The 16,952-nt window shown below is 43.1% G+C and carries 11 protein-coding genes; 3 read left to right on the top strand and 8 right to left on the bottom strand.

The window, feature by feature from the left end:
- Window positions 1-18: 18 nt before the first annotated feature.
- Both Q1A23_RS06195 and Q1A23_RS06190 read right to left on the bottom strand, forming a co-directional pair.
- Window positions 19-2,505: a PspC domain-containing protein gene (locus tag Q1A23_RS06195; protein ID WP_299821040.1), complete on the bottom strand. Its 2,487-nt coding sequence runs from the start codon at window positions 2,503-2,505 to the stop codon at window positions 19-21.
- Window positions 2,502-2,846, bottom strand: a complete 345-nt coding sequence (locus Q1A23_RS06190) for a PadR family transcriptional regulator (protein ID WP_299821037.1) — start codon at window positions 2,844-2,846, stop codon at window positions 2,502-2,504. The genes Q1A23_RS06195 and Q1A23_RS06190 overlap by 4 nt, the downstream gene beginning before the upstream one ends.
- A 281-nt stretch (window positions 2,847-3,127) precedes the next feature.
- Between Q1A23_RS06190 and Q1A23_RS06185 the strand changes: the two genes are divergently transcribed.
- Window positions 3,128-4,225 (top strand): PorV/PorQ family protein, encoded by a 1,098-nt coding sequence (locus tag Q1A23_RS06185; protein ID WP_299821034.1) that lies wholly within the window; start codon window positions 3,128-3,130, stop codon window positions 4,223-4,225.
- On the top strand, window positions 4,225-9,249 hold the full coding sequence (locus Q1A23_RS06180) for a C25 family cysteine peptidase (protein WP_299821032.1): 5,025 nt from the start codon (window positions 4,225-4,227) through the stop codon (window positions 9,247-9,249). Before Q1A23_RS06185 ends, Q1A23_RS06180 begins: the two co-directional genes overlap by 1 nt.
- Before the next feature lie 60 nt (window positions 9,250-9,309).
- Here the strand turns inward: Q1A23_RS06180 and Q1A23_RS06175 are convergent, their stop codons facing one another.
- The 3 genes from Q1A23_RS06175 to Q1A23_RS06165 form a co-directional block, all read right to left on the bottom strand.
- Window positions 9,310-9,795, bottom strand: a complete 486-nt coding sequence (locus Q1A23_RS06175; protein WP_299821030.1) for a dihydrofolate reductase — start codon at window positions 9,793-9,795, stop codon at window positions 9,310-9,312.
- 2 nt (window positions 9,796-9,797) lie between these two features.
- On the bottom strand, window positions 9,798-10,727 hold the full coding sequence (gene fmt / locus Q1A23_RS06170) for a methionyl-tRNA formyltransferase (RefSeq protein ID WP_299821027.1): 930 nt from the start codon (window positions 10,725-10,727) through the stop codon (window positions 9,798-9,800).
- 81 nt (window positions 10,728-10,808) lie between these two features.
- Window positions 10,809-12,020, bottom strand: a complete 1,212-nt coding sequence (locus Q1A23_RS06165; protein WP_299821024.1) for a DUF1343 domain-containing protein — start codon at window positions 12,018-12,020, stop codon at window positions 10,809-10,811.
- A gap of 73 nt (window positions 12,021-12,093) precedes the next feature.
- Between Q1A23_RS06165 and Q1A23_RS06160 the strand changes: the two genes are divergently transcribed.
- Window positions 12,094-13,302 (top strand): FtsX-like permease family protein, encoded by a 1,209-nt coding sequence (locus Q1A23_RS06160; protein WP_299821022.1) that lies wholly within the window; start codon window positions 12,094-12,096, stop codon window positions 13,300-13,302.
- 77 nt (window positions 13,303-13,379) lie between these two features.
- Here Q1A23_RS06160 and Q1A23_RS06155 read toward each other — a convergent pair whose 3' ends face one another.
- From Q1A23_RS06155 to Q1A23_RS06145, 3 genes are all read right to left on the bottom strand, one after another.
- Window positions 13,380-15,557, bottom strand: coding sequence for a peptidase domain-containing ABC transporter (locus Q1A23_RS06155; RefSeq protein ID WP_299821020.1), 2,178 nt, complete (start codon window positions 15,555-15,557; stop codon window positions 13,380-13,382).
- A 132-nt stretch (window positions 15,558-15,689) separates the two neighbouring features.
- On the bottom strand, window positions 15,690-16,205 hold the full coding sequence (locus Q1A23_RS06150; RefSeq protein ID WP_299821018.1) for a redoxin domain-containing protein: 516 nt from the start codon (window positions 16,203-16,205) through the stop codon (window positions 15,690-15,692).
- A gap of 1 nt (window position 16,206) precedes the next feature.
- A complete protein-coding gene (locus tag Q1A23_RS06145; protein WP_299821015.1) occupies window positions 16,207-16,878 on the bottom strand; it encodes a hypothetical protein in 672 nt (223 codons plus the stop codon).
- Window positions 16,879-16,952: the final 74 nt, after the last annotated feature.

Genomic DNA, 16,952 nt, shown 5'->3' with positions numbered 1-16,952 from the left:
GCCAGGCTTTATACTTTATTAACGGCGCTTAATTGAGCTTGGGCCGGAAGTATCAATAGTTGTGTTTTTGGGATTGCCAGCATAAGTGATGCGGCTTGCCCCAGAAGCATCGGCTCGTAAGGTGTTGGCAGCATATACTTCGGCTACACTAGCCCCTGTTACGTCAACATCCACAGAGTTGGCTCTTAAGCTGGCTGCATCTACTTTACCTGCTCCGGTTGCGTCTAGCTTAAAGTTATCGGTACGGCCAACGAATTTGCTTACGGCTGCACCCGAAATCTCAACTCTTAAATCGCGCACATTTACATTTGCATTAGACTGTATGGCGCCTGCAAAGCTCATGCGCAAATTATCCGACGTGATGCCTGCTATGTCGGCTTTGATGGCACCAGAAAGATCTATTGTTTTGATGTTTGGGGCTGTGATCTGGATGAGTACTGGTTCGCGGTCGCCGAACAGGTTGATGTTCTTTTCTGAGGATTCAATCCGCAGCTCATCGCCTCTCAGGCTGGCCTTCAATTTATTTAGTTCATCACTATCGCCTCTAAGGCGCACGCTGTAGTTGCTGCCCTGGCGAAGTTGCACGTGGTAAGGTCCTGTAACCACTATGGCATTAAAGTCATTGTAGTCAAGGGTTTTCGTGTTGCTGCCATATGCGCTTTCATTCAGCAAAACATTTCCGCTTATACTTGCTTCTTCATTCATGAAGCTCTCATCATAGTTGCCATCTTCCGTATCCAGGGTATCAGAAGCACAGGTAAGGCATTCCAGCATGTCGCCTTTTACCTGCCAGGTGTTGCGCACAATTTTGTCGCGGCTGTAGTCCTCGTCGAAGGTGGCGGTAGGTAGCAGGTAAGTAAACTCGCGCGTTAGGCGCAGGGGCTTGTTTTTTGGCAGCCTTAGCTCAACTACAAGTTCCTGGTCACGGAAAACTGCGCCATCTTTAAACTCATAGCTGTTGTCAAAGCGCAGCACAGAGTCCTTTTGCACTACCTGGTACGTGATCATGCGGGCATTTTGCTGTGCTTCGGCTTCTGTTTTGCCTTTAGCCTCAGTACGTTGGATAACTTCTACATCATTACCATTATGCTCCTGCACATCAATGTAAATTCTGTCAAAGTCTAAGTCGGTATCATAGGCATCAAGTACAAGTGTGTTGTAATTGGCTACAGGTATAATTTTACTTGTAACTACCTCGCCACTTCTGCGGAAGTTATTGCTGTACATTATGATAGTGGCAATCAGGGTGAATAAAGCCACCAGCCATACCCCAAACATCGACCAGCCAACAATAGGGCGCATAAATGTACGCTTGGCCAAAAGGCTAACCGCAAGTATGATCAGCAGCAGCAGCGGGATAAGGCCTACAAAAAAGCCGGCTACAAGCCCAAGCGTAGGAAAACCTCCTAAAAACACAGATACAGGGAAATCACCAAAATTTGCGTATTCAGACTCATTAACAACGCCTAAGGCAACGAAAAGAGCAGAAAATAAGCCGACAGTAAGGCCAATAGAAATGATCAGAAGTATAACCCCTGCTGCAATTCTTACAAGTGTGATAAGTACAGCAAGTATAGGCCCTAAAGATTTGCCAAGCCAGTTAAAAACCTGCGATATGATTCTGATTGGCAATAGTATAAGTTTTGCTAAAGGTGTTTCCTGGCCGTTGTTGTCGCGCATGTTCAGGTTATCCTTTAAAGAACGCTCAATACCAGCCAATGTAACCGGGTCGCCTTGCATCTGCATGCGCTCTGTTAGCGTAACTGCCTCGGGTACTGCAATCCACAGTACCACGTAGGCAAGTATACCAAAGCCTCCTAAAAATATAAACACCAGGAACAGAATTCGAACTACGGCAACATCTACCCCAAAATATTTTGCTATACCGCTAGCAACGCCTGCTATCTTTTTATCATCAGTATCGCGGAAAAGCTTTTTAACATTGGTTTCTGGCAAGGCAGCGCTTGGTGGCATGGCTATCCAGAGTACAATGTAAAGTATAATGCCAAAGCTAGTGATGCCGCCAGAGAACGGAATGCCAACCACCAGAAGTATAAACAACAGCCTAACCCAAACCATATCGATACCCAGGTAATTGGCGATGCCAGAGCAAACACCTGCTATTACCTTATGGTTGATGTCGCGGTACAGTTTTCTATACCCTGGTGCTGCGTGCGCTCCAGTTGTATAAGTGCCGTCGGCAGCCGGGCCAGCCTTAGGTATATCTTCTTCAACTGGCTCCTCCACTTCAAAGTCTGTTACATTACCCATGCGTGTGATAAGGTACTCTACATCCTCCAGCGAGATAACCTGTTTAGTGGGGTTTAATCTGGCAGAAAAAATTTCGGCAATTCTGGATTCAATATCGGCTACAATCTCTTCGTGCCCTTCATAGTTGGAAAAGTATGTTCTGATAGAAGCCAGGTATCTGCTTAACTGCTCATAACCATCTTCCTCTATATGGAAGATCATGCCCTGCAAGTTGATACTTATATTCTTTTTCATGATTGCTGCGCTTTCTTGTTTTGGATGATGTATTCTGTGGAGTCAACTAATTCGTACCAGGTAGCGCGGAGGTCGTTAAGGAACTGCGTGCCGGTTTCAGTAAGCTTGTAGTATTTTCGTGGCGGCCCTGATGTAGATTCTACCCAGTTGTATTCCAGAAGCGACGCGTTCTTCAGGCGGGTGAGGAGTGGGTAGAGTGTACCCTCCACAACGATCATTTTGGCCGCTGTAAGCTCTTCTAACATGTCGGACGCATATACTTCACCACGAGAGATAATCTCCAGTATGCAGAATTCGAGAATTCCCTTCCTCATCTGCACTTGCGTGTTTTCTACTTTCATGATGATTCTTTTATAATGATGAAGCAAAGATATTAAAAGGTACTATGTAAAACAAGGTACTGTTTAAAATTAATTACGAGCCTTTTTTTAATTAGTTATCAAAGCAGGCAACTATAATTTTAATTCTGTATTTTTGGACTAAAATATTATTAGTAGAAAAGTCAACTAAATGCCTTAAAATGGTGTTAGAGGTGCATCTTTTCACCTGGTGTGTTGGATTGTGGAGTGGCAGGCTGGCCTGCCGGAACAGATAAGTATGAAAGAATCTTTACTTCTTGAGCATGTATAAAATCACCCTTCGATTTTGTTTTGTAGTGGCAATGCTTGCATTTGGCGCTGCTGCTACAGCCCAGGTGTCTACACCAAAGTATAGCAACGAGTTTCTGAATATAGGCGTGGGGGCACGCGCGCTGGGCATGGGTAACGTACAGGCAGCCATTGCCGACGACGCTACGGCTGGCTATTGGAACCCAGCAGGCCTGTTAAACCTGCAGTACAAGTATAATATTGCCCTGATGCATTCGGAGTTGTTTGCAGGTATAGCCAAAAACGATTACGGCAGTTTTGCCATGCCTCTAGATGATAAAAGTGCATTGGGGGTTTCTGTGATCAGGCTAGGGGTGGATGACATTGCGGACACGCGCAGATTGCAAAACGAGTATGGTTACATTCAATATGACAGCATCAGGTTTTTTTCTGTTGCTGATTATGCCATGCTTGTGTCCTATGCCCGCCGCAGCAATCTGATAGAAGGCTTGCAGTTAGGTGCTAGTGCCAAGCTAATTTACCGTAACGTAGGCGAGTTTGCCAATGCGTACGGTTTCGGGATAGATGCGGGAGCCCAGTTAAAGCGCGGCTCCTGGCAATTTGGCGTTATGGCAAAAGATATCACTACCACGTTTACCGCCTGGACTCATAACGTAGAGGCTCTGGAGCAAGCATATCAGCAAACCGGAAACGATCTTCCTGAGAGTTCCGCAGAACTTACATTGCCCCGTCTTGTACTGGGTGCCGGTAAGAGCTTCCAGATCAACGATAAATTCTCTGCTCTAATCGCCACCGACATTGATTTTACTTTTGACGGAAAGCGCAATGTGCTGCTTAAGTCCGATGTGGTGTCTGTGGATCCGCATGTAGGGGTTGAGTTGGCCTATGCGAATACAGTATTTGTAAGGGGAGGCCTTAACAACTACCAGGAAACGAAGAATTTTGACGGGGGCATGGCAAAGCGCATGCAGCCTAATTTCGGGGTTGGCTTCAGAACAAACGGCCTCAACCTCGACCTTGCCCTTTCCCGCATTAACGGCAAAGAAGCTAATGCTATTTCAAGTGGTGGCATTTCATCGGTTATCATCTCTTTCGGATACGCTTTTAACTAATGTATACACAGCAAGCCACACAGTTAGTACTCAGTTCGAATATGCGGAAGCATTTTATACTTGTATTTATACTTGGAGCCTTAAGTTTTGCCCTGCCTGCGCAGGCACAGAAAATTTATGGCAACGAGTGGATAAAGCATGATCAAACCTATTATAAGATAAAGGTAGCTCAGACAGGTCTTTATAAATTAGATTACGCTTACCTGGATAAATTAGGTATGGCAGGGGCAGACCCGCGCAACATCCAGTTATACCGCCGCGGCAAAGAAGTGCCTTTGTATGTAGCAGGAGAAGCAGACGGTAATTTAGGCCCCCAGGATTACATTGAATTTTTCGGCGAGCGGAACGATGGAGCCCTGGATAATGAGCTATACAAGAACCCTGTGCACCAGGTACATCAGCTTTACAGCTTATACACAGATACTGCTGCATATTTTTTAACAGTAGCCCCAACAGCTGGCAAACGCGTACGCGAAATCAACCCTGAAAGTGTAGGTAAAACTCCAGAACCGTATCACATACACAAGGCTACAGCTGTATTTGCGAACAACTATGAAAATGGCAAGGTATACGGTGCTGCCCGGATGAGCTGGATGGATAAAGCCGAAGGATGGTCTGGTAGTGCATCAAGATTTGAAAGAGTTCCGAACGCTGTCGCTTTCAGGATAAGTGATATTGCAAATGTAGAGACAACCGGACCTAAGCCAGAAGTAAGTTTTAGTGCATATGCAAGAAACAACATTGTACATTATTTCGGAATTAAAACAGGAACAACATCTACTCCAGGTAGAGTACTGCAGCGCTTTGAAGTAGATGGCTTTGGTACTGTAACGGGAAAGGCTGCACTAGAATTTTCTGAAATTACTATGCCAGGTACTTTCATGCTTTGGACCTCTCCCGATGTGCATGAAACTACTGATAACCAAATAAGCATATCACATTGGCGATTAACTTATCCCCGCAAAAATATCCTATCGGGTGCGTCGATGTTTATTTATACAGATTCTTCCCGAAGCGTTAATCCATACTTTGAATTTGCAAATACTCCTTCATCGGTGGTGGCTTATGACCTTACGGATTCTGAAAATATTGTAAGGGTGCAGGGCAGAGTTGTTGGTAGTAGCAAAGGTTTTGTAATTGAAACCGGTAGCAAATCGCATAAGGTCTTACTGGCAAATACGGCCAATGCTCTTGTTCCAGCAGGCGTCGCGCAAAAGGTAACTTTCCGGCCGATAAATCCGGATTTGGTTAATTATATTCTCTTAAGTAATAAACGTTTGGCTGGTGCGCTTGCGGCTCCTAAGCAATATGCTGCTTACAGAGCTTCAGCCGCAGGCGGAGGTTATGATACGCTTTTAGTTTATATAGATGATATTATCAACCAGTACCATTACGGGGAATTTTCTCCTAATGCTATTAGGCGGTTTGTGTCCCATATGTCAGCTTCTTCGGTTGCTAAGCAAATGCTTATACTTGGCAAGGGCATCGAGTATAATCGGATTAACCATCGGAATGCGACACAGCGTTTACTGGATTTTGTGCCAACCGGCGGTACTCCTTCTTCAGATGCCATGTTTGCCATGGATTACCGCAACAATAATTTTAAAGTTACAATGCCAATAGGGCGTGTCGCGGCAACCTCAGCAACGGACATCATCAATTACTTAAATAAAATCAAAGAATATGAGGCGGTGCCGGATGGGCTGGAATGGCGAAAGAATATACTGCAGCTTGGCGGCGGTAAATCAGTAGGAGAGATAAACCAGATTGCCAATTACTTAAAGTCTTATGCCAAAATTGCTGAGGGACCACTTTTAGGTGCTATTGTAACCGAGAAGTATAGGCAGAATGTGAGTGAGGTAGTAGAGGTAGTAAACGTGTCGGAGGAGGTAAATAGAGGCCTTTCTCTTATCACGTTTTTTGGCCACAGCTCTCCGGGCACAACAGACCTTGACATTGGCTATGCTTCCACAGCGGTGAACAATTACAAGAACAAAGGCAAGTATCCTATTATGCTGATGAACGGTTGTAACGTAGGAGACTCGTATGTGCCTAACTCGGTATCGTTTGGCGAGGACTGGCTAAATACACCTGATAAAGGGGGAATTGCTTTGATAGCTCATGTGGGAGCAGGCTATATGAATTTCCTGGATTTGTATTCGTCATACTTCTACACAGTAGCGTTTGAGGAAGAAGCGTTTTATGGCGCTACCTTAGGCCGGGTGCAGCAGGAAACTGTAAACCGCGTAGCGCAGACTACAAGCAACGACATCGCTACTGCCATGGTAGCTGAGATGGCCTTACAAGGCGACCCTGCGCTTAAAGTATACAATCCGAGCAAGCCTGATTACTTGTTTAAGGATAATAGCTTTAGCGTAACTAGCCCAGCAGGCGAAACAGTAATTGCCACTGCGGATGAGTTTGTTGTTACGGTAAATGTAAATAACCTCGGCAAGGTCATTACTGACTCTGTAACTGTTACTGTTACCAGAACCCTTGCAAACAACAGTACTGTATCCTACGATCCAATAAAGGTAGGTCCGATTATGAGGGCGGGCAAAGTGCGGCTAAAACTAAACAACAAAGGTATGTCGGCACTAGGCATGAACTCCTTTGAGGTTAAACTGGATGGCACAAATGCGGTGGATGAATTAAACGAAGGGAACAATACAGCTACTTTTCAACACTTTTTCCCTATAAGCGGTTTGGTGGCTTTAAGCCCATCTAACTATGGTATTGTGAATACAACCAAAGTAACGTTGGCTGTGCAGGCAACTCAGCTTAACACCAATACGAAGGGTTTTTACTTCGAGCTGGATACCACCCAAGCATTTAATAGTCCGCTAAAGCAAAGCCATACTTCAGCTTATACGTTAATGCCATCATGGGATGTGAACTTACCCAAAGGAGCCGCTGATACTGACAGCACAGTATATTACTGGCGCGCCAGGTTTGCAACTTACGCAGCCGGCGAAGATACGGCATGGGCTGCGAGTTCATTCCGCTTTATTCCAAACGGTGGCAACGGATGGTCTCAGAGCCACTACGGGCAATTTAAAACCGCAACTACAAGTAAACTTGCCAACGAAGGGAAAGAAAGTGTAAACTGGAATTTCGATCGGATTAAAGCGGAGATAGCAATAAAAACAGTTGGGGGCGATTTTCGATTTACAAATTCGCCTTACGGCATCTACTTGGATGGCATAAGGGTATTCGAAGGTTCTTGTAGCGACCCAGGTGGTAGCGCTACAGGGCGGATATTTGCCATTGTGATCAATGACAAAACCTTGAAAAAAGTAGAAGGCTTAGGAGCATCCTTCTGTCAGAGTTATCCTTACATCTATGAATTTGGCGACATGAATGTTGCTGCCAACAGAGAGAAGATTATCGCTTTTATAAATGCGGTGCCACAAGGGCATTACGTGGTGGCCATGACTGTAAACAAAGTGCCTTTTGAGAGTTTTACGGGAGCACAAAAAGCAGCGTTTGGTCAGATCGGATCAACGTTAATCAACGACCTGAAGAACAGTTATCCTTTCGGTATTATTGGCCAGAAAGGAGCAGCGCCCGGAACAGCTAAGGAGCAGACAGGGGTTACTGACGAAACGACACCGATTACGTCTCAGGTAGTGATTATGAATGATGTGCTATACTCAAGACAAACAGAGGGTACCATCACATCTACAATCATCGGTCCTGCGCTTAAATGGACTTCGCTGCACCATAATATCGAAAAGTATAAAAATGGAGATGACACTTACCAGTTAAGCCTGATTGGGATTAATGCAAAAGGTGAGGAAAAGGTTTTAGTGGAAGAGGTTTCCCAAAAGATATTTGATCTGTCAACTATAAATGCTTCAGAGTATCCATCGCTTAGGCTAAAGGCCCAGCTATCTGATGAACAAGATAGAACGGCTCCGCAATTAAGAGAATGGTTTGTGTACCACGATGCAGCTCCGGAGGGCGTGATCAGACCAGATTTGGTAAACATAAGCGAAGCCATACTTACAGAGCAAGCCACAAAAGGAAGTATAACTGTGCCAATGGCATTTCAGAACCTTACACCAACTGCTTTCCAGGATTCTGTAACTGTAGAGTTAACGCTTACAGGAGAGAAATCAGATCCGGTAGTGACGAGGTTTAAAATTAAGCCTATCGGGCCAAACGAAACTGTAAATTTCCAGCGCACTATTTCTACGTTGCAATTAGAGGGCGAATACAAGCTTAATATATTTGTAAACCCACGCGTTTTGCCGGAGCAGCAATACTTTAATAATGTGTACGAAGTTAAGTTCGCGACAAGGCCAAAACTGCATCCTATCATGGATGTTGCTTTTGATGGCGTACATATCCTGGATGGCGAACTGGTAGCACCTAGCCCTTTAATAAGTATAACTGTGAAAGACGAGAACCGCTTTGTTTTTCTGCAAGACCCATCTACTATGTCTGTGATTCTTTTGGATCCGAACGGAAACGAGCTGGATGTCTCGTTAATGAATAATCCAAGTGAGGTCCGCTACTTCCCGGCAGATGAGAAAAATGACTTTAGATTGGAGTATAAACCTGAGAAGCTGGAAAATGGCAAGTATACGCTAGAGGTGCGTGCCCGTGATATGGCAGGCAGAGCTTCAGGAGTGTCGCCTTACCGCATTAGCTTTGAGGTAGTGAACGAGTCTAAGATCACAAACTTCTACCCATTCCCGAACCCATTCTCTACTAAAACGAATTTTATCTTTACCCTAACCGGTAACCAGGTGCCTGAGCATCTCAAGATACAGATCATGACTGTGACGGGTAAGGTCGTAAAGGAAATCATGAAAGAAGAGATCGGCCCTATCAGGATAGGCAATAATAAAACAGAATATGCCTGGGATGGAACAGATGCATACGGTGACAAACTTGCCAATGGCGTTTACCTGTACCGTGTGGTAATGAGCCAAGTGGACGATGGCATGAAGCACATGTATAAGACCGGAGATAAATCGTTTAAGAACGGTTACGGTAAAATTTACATACTGCGCTAATCCTTGCCAAGTATAAAACAGAAGAGGCCGCTAGCAGTAGCGGCCTCTTCTGTTTTATACTTATTTTCTTTTAAGAGTCAGGAAAGTATAGCTGTACTTATTTTTTTCGTCAGGATCATGCTTTTCTTCTGCCACTACCTGCCATTCTTGCTCCTTTATTTCAGGAAAATAAGTGTCTCCGTCAAAACTGTGGTGGATTTTTGTTAATTCAATACAATCGGTTAGCGGTAAAGCTTGTCTGTAGATCTCTGCCCCGCCAATAATATACACTTGCTCGTCCAGTTCTTTTGCTTTTATAATAGCCTCCTGCACCGAGTATGCAACAAGGCAACCTTCGGCCTTGAAATCTTTTTGGCGGGTGATGATGATGGAAGTGCGGCCTGGCAGCGGTTTGCCAATTGACTCATAGGTTTTGCGGCCCATCAGTATTGGGTGCCCCATCGTTAGCTGCTTAAAATGCTTTAGATCGGCAGGCAGGTGCCAGATCAGCTGGTTATCCCTGCCAATTACATTGTTCTCTGAGGTGGCTACAATAATGCTTACCATATTTACACGTTAAAAGTATAACCTCTCAGCAAATCCTGAATTGGCATTCGTTTCTTTCCTTCCATTTGCAGATCAAGTATAGAAATGGCACCGGCAGCGGTTTGCACATGCAGGAAAGTTTTATTGTCGGTATGGATGGTGCCGGGCTCAGAAGTATAAGCTGAATTCTCCAACGCATCAACTTTAAATATCTTAAAAGCCTTGTCCTGGAAACGGGCCCAGGCGGCAGGGTAGGGGCTTAAACCGCGAATAAAGTTACGTACCTGCTGTGCCGGATGATTCCAGTTAATCTCGCAGGTTTCTTTAAAAATTTTGGGCGCATGCTTGGTTTCAGAGGAGGTTACCTGTGGCTGTGTTATTATTTCTCCAATTTCAATGGCCTGCACCGTACGCAGCGCGAGCTCTGCACCGGTATGCTTTAGCTTTTCATACATGCTGCCAAAGTCATCCTCTTCAAGCACCGGCACCCGCTCCTGAAAAATCAGGTCACCGGTATCTATTTCGTGCTTCAGGAAAAAAGAAGTAACGCCTGTTTCTTTCTCGCCGTTGATAATAGCCCAGTTGATAGGCGCCGCACCACGATATTGTGGCAAGAGTGAACCATGAATGTTAAAAGAGCCTAACTCTGGCATGCTCCAAACCACTTCAGGCAGCATCCTGAAGGCCACAATTATTTGCAGGTTTGCATTGTAGCTGCGCAGCTCCTCCAGAAAAGCCTCCGACTTTAGGTTAGTAGGCTGTAGTACCGGGATACCCTGCGAAGCAGCGTACTCCTTTACCGGCGACTGGTGGATTTTCTGTCCGCGTCCGGCTGGTTTATCGGGGGCGGTTACAACGGCTACTATAGTATACTTATGCTCGACAAGTGTTTGTAGGGTAGGTACGGCAAAATCCGGTGTACCCATAAAAACTATCCGTAAATCTCTCTTCATGTTAAATAAAGTATAAAAGCAACCCTGCGTTACAAATTAGGGTTGCTTTTAAAATTAATGTTGAGTTATGATAACGATACTTTACTCAAAGTCTGGGTACATCAGGTACTGCTTGCGCATTTTCTTGTAGTTGCTTAGGCCTGGCTCCCAAGTGGCTCTAATCTCTGCTTCGGTTTTACCAGCTATAACCTGCTCTCTTAGCTTAGATGTACCTGCTAGCTTCTCGAAAAAGTTGTTAAAGAACTTATCCTTGTTGCTTGAGTTCTGGTACATATCCAGCAGGTAAGATAGGTCAACTTTATCTGCAACCGCTACATTTGTTAAATCCTTGCCATAGCAAACTACATCCTTATGCGGAGGATTTGTAGCGCCTGGCGTGCTTACAGGTTTAAAGCTGAAAGTCTTCTTAGTATAGTATGGGCTACCAATTACCTGGAACGGAGTTGGCGTGCCACGACCCACACTCACATCAGTACCCTCGAAAAAGCAGATGGAAGTATAAAGTTTGATAGCCTGATCGTTTGGCAGGTTAGGTGATGGCTTTACAGGTAAAGAGTAAGGCATTTTATGTGTATAGTTAGCTACAGGCACCACCGTGATCTTTGCCTGGCGCTGTCCCTCCAGCCATTTTTCGCCATTGATCATGTTGGCAAGCTCGCCTACCGTTAAACCATGAACGATCGGAATTGGGTGCATCCCTACAAAAGAGGTATGCTCTTTTTCCAGTACCGGACCATCCACGTAGTGCCCGTTCGGGTTTGGCCTGTCAAGTATAAGCACTTCTTTTCCATTTTCGGCGGCAGCCTCCATTACATAATGCATGGTGCTGATGTACGTATAGTAGCGCGTTCCCACATCCTGTATGTCAAACAGCAGTACATCAAGATCTTTGATTTGCTCAGCCTTCGGCTTTTTGTTGGCGCCGTAAAGCGAAATAATAGGCAAGCCTGTTTTAGTATCTTTTGCGTCTTTTACGTATGCACCTGCGTCGGCATCGCCTCTAAAGCCATGCTCAGGAGCGAATATGGTTGTAATCTTTACACCACGGGCCAGCAAAGTATCAACTAAGTGTGTCTGGCCAATGGTGGATGTCTGGTTGACCACCATGCCCACGCGCTTACCTGCAAGCTTTGGCAAGTATAAATCAAGTTGTTCGGCTCCGGTTTGCATCGGTTTCGCTACTGGGGCAGCAGCTTCTGTTTGAACTTGTGCGGTCTCAGGTTGTGTGGCAGGTGCCTGCTTAGGAGTGCATGCGCTAAAGGCAAGCACCGCCGAAGTAAAAAGGAATAGCATAGGCTGTGTCATAGTCATAAGGGATAAATCAAAATTCATACCTATCTTTAAGGCATATTAGAAACAAGCGCGAGTGAACATCTCCAAGTACATATCCGATAAAATATCCGAAGTGCAGGCCGGCACGTTTACATCGTCGGTTACAAAAATAGCAATTATAAGCATAGCAGCAGGCATTGCTATCATGATTGTGTCTTTTGCTATACTAGAAGGCTTCCGAAATGAGATACGAGACAAGATATTCAGCTTTGGCTCGCACCTGCAGGTTTCCAAGTATGATACGAACAACTCCTACGAGGGTGCACCTATAAGCAAGAATATCGGCCTTACAGATTCGATTGTAGGAGTTAAAAAAATACAGCCGTTCGCCCGTAAAACTGCCATCATCAAAACAGAAGATGAGGTACTGGGTGTGGTGCTGAAAGGTGTGGGCAGGGATTACGACCTGAGTGCCATGCAGCAGAATCTTAAAAGCGGTGAACTGATTGCCTACAATGATTCATCGTCGTCGTTGGATGTGCTACTAAGTCAAACCATTGCATCAAAGCTTCAGCTGGACATCGGTGATGAGGCTATCTTCTATTTTATCCAGACACCGCCCCGGGCACGCAAGCTAAAGGTTAAAGGCATTTTTAATACCGGCCTGGAGGAGTTTGACGAGGTTTTCGTCATCGGAGACATTGGCCTGATACGTGAACTGAACAACTGGCCTGATTCCCTTGCCGGAGGCATTGAAATAGTGCTGACAGATTTTAACCAGATTGACCAGGTGGCAGAGCAGGTGTTTGACCAAATGAATTATGACCTGCAGCTGGAGAAAATCACAGACCGCCACGCCCAACTTTTTGACTGGCTTAAGCTGCTGCAAAAGAATGTTGTTATCTTCTTGGTACTCATAACTTTTGTGGCCACTTTCAATATGGTATCTACGGTGTTTATCATGATTATTGAGCGAATTAACATGATTGGTGTACTGAAAGCAGTAGGTGCCACCGATGCTCAAATCAGAAAGATATTTGTTTTTAGAGGATTAAGTCTGACGCTGAAAGGGCTACTTTGGGGTAACGTCATAGGTCTTGGTTTCTGTGCGCTGCAATATTATTTCGAATTTATACCGCTAGATCCTGAAAACTATTATATGGACCGCGTTCCAATTAGCTGGAACTTCGGAATGGTGTTGATTTTAAATGTCGTTACCTTGGTGCTTACCATGCTAGCTATACTTATACCTGCTGCCATGGTGGCCCGTATTAAGCCCGTAAAAGCAATTAAGTTCGATTAGGATAAAAGTCAAAGGCCCGGCAATTGCCGAGCCTTTGACTTTTATGTGTGTTGTGCTTCAATAAGCTTTTACCATTTTTAGTTAATATAATCAGCTAGAGATTGGCTATACAAATTATCTTTCTGTACTAAGCTTTCATGATTTCCACAATCACTAATGACACCTTCTTCAATAAGGTAAATTCTATCAGCGGACTTAGCAGTATGGATACGGTGAGTTACTATAACTACTCCCATTTCAGCTTTAAGCTGCTGTAGCAGATTAAGTATAAAACGCTCAGTATTTCTGTCCATAGCAGATGTTGCCTCGTCAAGGAGCAGTAGCTGTGGTTGTTTAAACAAAGCACGAGCAATTGCCATTATTTGTTTCTGCCCACCAGACATATTGATGCCTTCTTCTCCTACTAAGGTTAAATATCCCTGCGGAAACTCAAGGAAAAAACGATCAAAGCCATACTTTTGGCAAAAGGTATGAAATTCCTGTATGGATCCGACTGCTTCTCCTAATGTTACATTATCTAATAGAGTACTATTAAATACCTTAATGTCTTGAGGTACTGTAGCAATGACACTACGCCACCTAGTTATATCAAATTGTTTGATATTCTCTCCGTTTACCAAGATAGAGCCTTTCTCGGGATGATAGAAACTTTGAAGTAATTGCAGGGTAGTACTTTTGCCGCATCCGCTCTCTCCAAGTATAGCAATTAACTCTCCTTTACTTAAACTAAAAGAGATGTCCTGAAGAATAGCTTTTCTGCCAGGGAATCGGAAGGCAACACGCTGCACATCCAAGTGTTTAAAATCAAGTCTATTTTCTGTTAATTCTTTTTGTTCAAACTCAGGCTTTACTGATACAAATTCATACATTCTATCAAAGGCAATATATGCTTCCTGTATTTGTAGATTTGTTTGTGATAGTCGATGCACAGAGGGTAATAAACTTCCAGCCATTGATATAATAGCGACCATTTCACCAATTTTTAATTGCTCCTGAATTACCAGGTATGATGAAAAGGAAAGTATAGCTACTGTCATTACCACACCGAGTGCCTCTGAAATAAACATAAACTTATTAGCCACCTTGCCCAACTCAAAGGAGGATGTCTGAAATAGCCCGAATATTTGCTGCGTTACATTAGCAAAAAAGCTTTCGCGGTTGTTCTCCTTTATTGTAGCTATACCTTGTATATGATCAACGTAGCTGCTTTCGGTACGGGCGTAGGCAGCCATAACCTGCTGTTGTTGTCTTTTTATCGGGTTGATAAACTTGAGCACCGTAAATACTATGATTGGTATAAATACAAGGCTAAGAAGCGCAACTGGTACAGAATAGATGAAAAGGAAAGTAAGCGTTACCCCAATTACAAGTATATCTACAAATACAGTTCCTGTAACATAGGCAATGTTTTTTTGGATGCGCTGTGTATCGTTAAGCCGAGCCGTCATGTCGCCTGTTTTGCGATGGTCGAAGAACGACTTTGGCAGGTAAAAAAGAGCCTGCAGAAAACTACCCGTAATGCGCTCGTTAAAGTCTTTGCTTTGCTGCAATACAAAATGTTGCCTAAGGTAAGTGAGCGCACTTTTAAATAGGAGTATGATAAGCAGCAGTACTAATCCAAGAATTAACCTGTCTAGCTTTCCAGCCGGCAAGATATCATCAATAAGTTTCTGAGAGAAAATTGCTGTAGATAAACTTGCAATAGTAGTGACAAGTCCTAAAACAATATTGATTATAAGGATGTTAACATCTTCCTGAATCAATTTTCTAAACCATTGCCATTTATTCTGCCGCTCAGTTTTTTGATGTACAAATTCAGTATTTGGTTTTAACAGTAATGCAGCTTTACTCTGCCATATCTGGCTTAATTCCTCCTCACTCATTTCTACAAGTCCTTTACCAGGGTCACCTATCAGGAAGTTGCCAGATGAGTTATGCTGTTTACCATAGCAAATAACATAATGCTGCAATCTGTTTTCGAGAAGGACATGTAGTATAACAGGCTCCTGTTGCTGGTTAAGGTGGTCAAAGTCCATTTCAACCCCCTGCACCTCAAATCCATTTTTACTAGCACATTGGTATAAACCAAGGAGTGTAGTTCCACTTATACTGGTACCGCTTTCCTGGCGCAGCTTTTCAAGCGTTTGATTTCCGCCATGGTACTTAATAACATTTAATAAACAGGTAACGCCGCAGTCACTTTGGTCATGTTGGCGCTGGAAGGTTCTGGTGATTTGTTTAGCTGGAGAAGACATTTTGTTTAAATGTAGTGGTATAGCAGGGCAATATTATCACGTTAAACTTAACAGGTTTTAATTAAGTGCTTGAAAGTCTATTTTATATTAATTATAGTAGGGGCAGTACTCGCAGAAATTGAGCATGATTGCCTAGTGTAAGTGCTTTATGATAGCTTCAGCCTTAACTTCGCCAAAGTATTCTTTTACTAATTGCTGCTGCCTGTCGTAGATGTACACAGAAGGTACAGTTGCATTACCAAATAGCTTGTAGAACAAATGCTCTTTATCCCAAAGCACTTGTATGGTAGGGTAGGAGCCTAAGTGAAATTGTTTGGTAAAGTCTGCTATTTTTTTTGGTGTATTTGCCGAAATCATAAAGATTTGTGAATGCCCAAACCTTTCAATATTACTTGTTATTTCTTTTGTTTCACTTTCACAATGGCTACAATCAGGGTCAAAGTAGACGATGCAGGTGCTGCTGCCTACTTCTACAATACTATTTGATACTGCAAGAGAGTCTAAAGTATAAAATTGGAGAGTTGGTAGGGTTTGTCTTGTTAGCTTATTTTCTTCATTCTGTTTGCTTTTTGAGTAAATTTCAACTGACATGAATGCCAAGGCGCTTACAAAAAGAAGGGCTACTAAGAAGAGTAAAGGCTTCTTCATACTATATATTTGGATTGAGCGTAACAGTCAAAAACATAATAAAAACAACCCACAAAAGCATAGCTGGTAAATAGCTGCTAAGAACAAGGCGTAGTGATTTATCAAAATCGGAGTTAATAAGCTGCTTAATACCAAAAGCGAGGAAAAACCAATATATTACCTCAAAGATGTTGAGCAGCTGTAGTGGATATACCCAAATTTGAGATATAGTGCCAGTATCAAAAATGTTTAGTAGGGAAAATGGGTAAAAGAATTGAAGGTCTTCAAGAGTATAGTTGCTTTGGAAGAAGTAAAACCAAAAAAATTTTAATACAAGAGGAATAAGGAAAATGAATTCTGCTAAAATTACAACTTTAAGAACGTTGTTGAATTTTACTTTTAAGCCAAAGATGATAATTCCAATGTAGAGAATTAGAGTAATGCAACCATATTTTAATAAGTTAAAAGTTACTAATAAGATATAGCTTGCAAATTCATATTTGCTTTGTACGTTTAAAAGTTGCGTTATCTGATCAATGGAAAACTTTTCGTCTAAACTTTGATAATAAAGCTCATCTGTTATCAAACAGAATTTAGTTAGCAGAATAATCAAAATGGTAAAAAAATTTAATAAACCTAAAGAAGTAACAGGTTTAATTAATAGAATATTTTTATAAGCTTTCGATATGATCATATTAAAATTATTGTGTTTAATTATAAATTAGCTCTTTAACAGTAAATAAATTCAGTACCGATAAATTGAAAACG

Source organism: uncultured Pontibacter sp. (assembly GCF_947492645.1).
Lineage (GTDB): Bacteria > Bacteroidota > Bacteroidia > Cytophagales > Hymenobacteraceae > Pontibacter.
The sequence above is the reverse complement of the archived record's forward strand: the minus strand, read 5'-3'. Positions and strand labels throughout refer to the sequence as shown.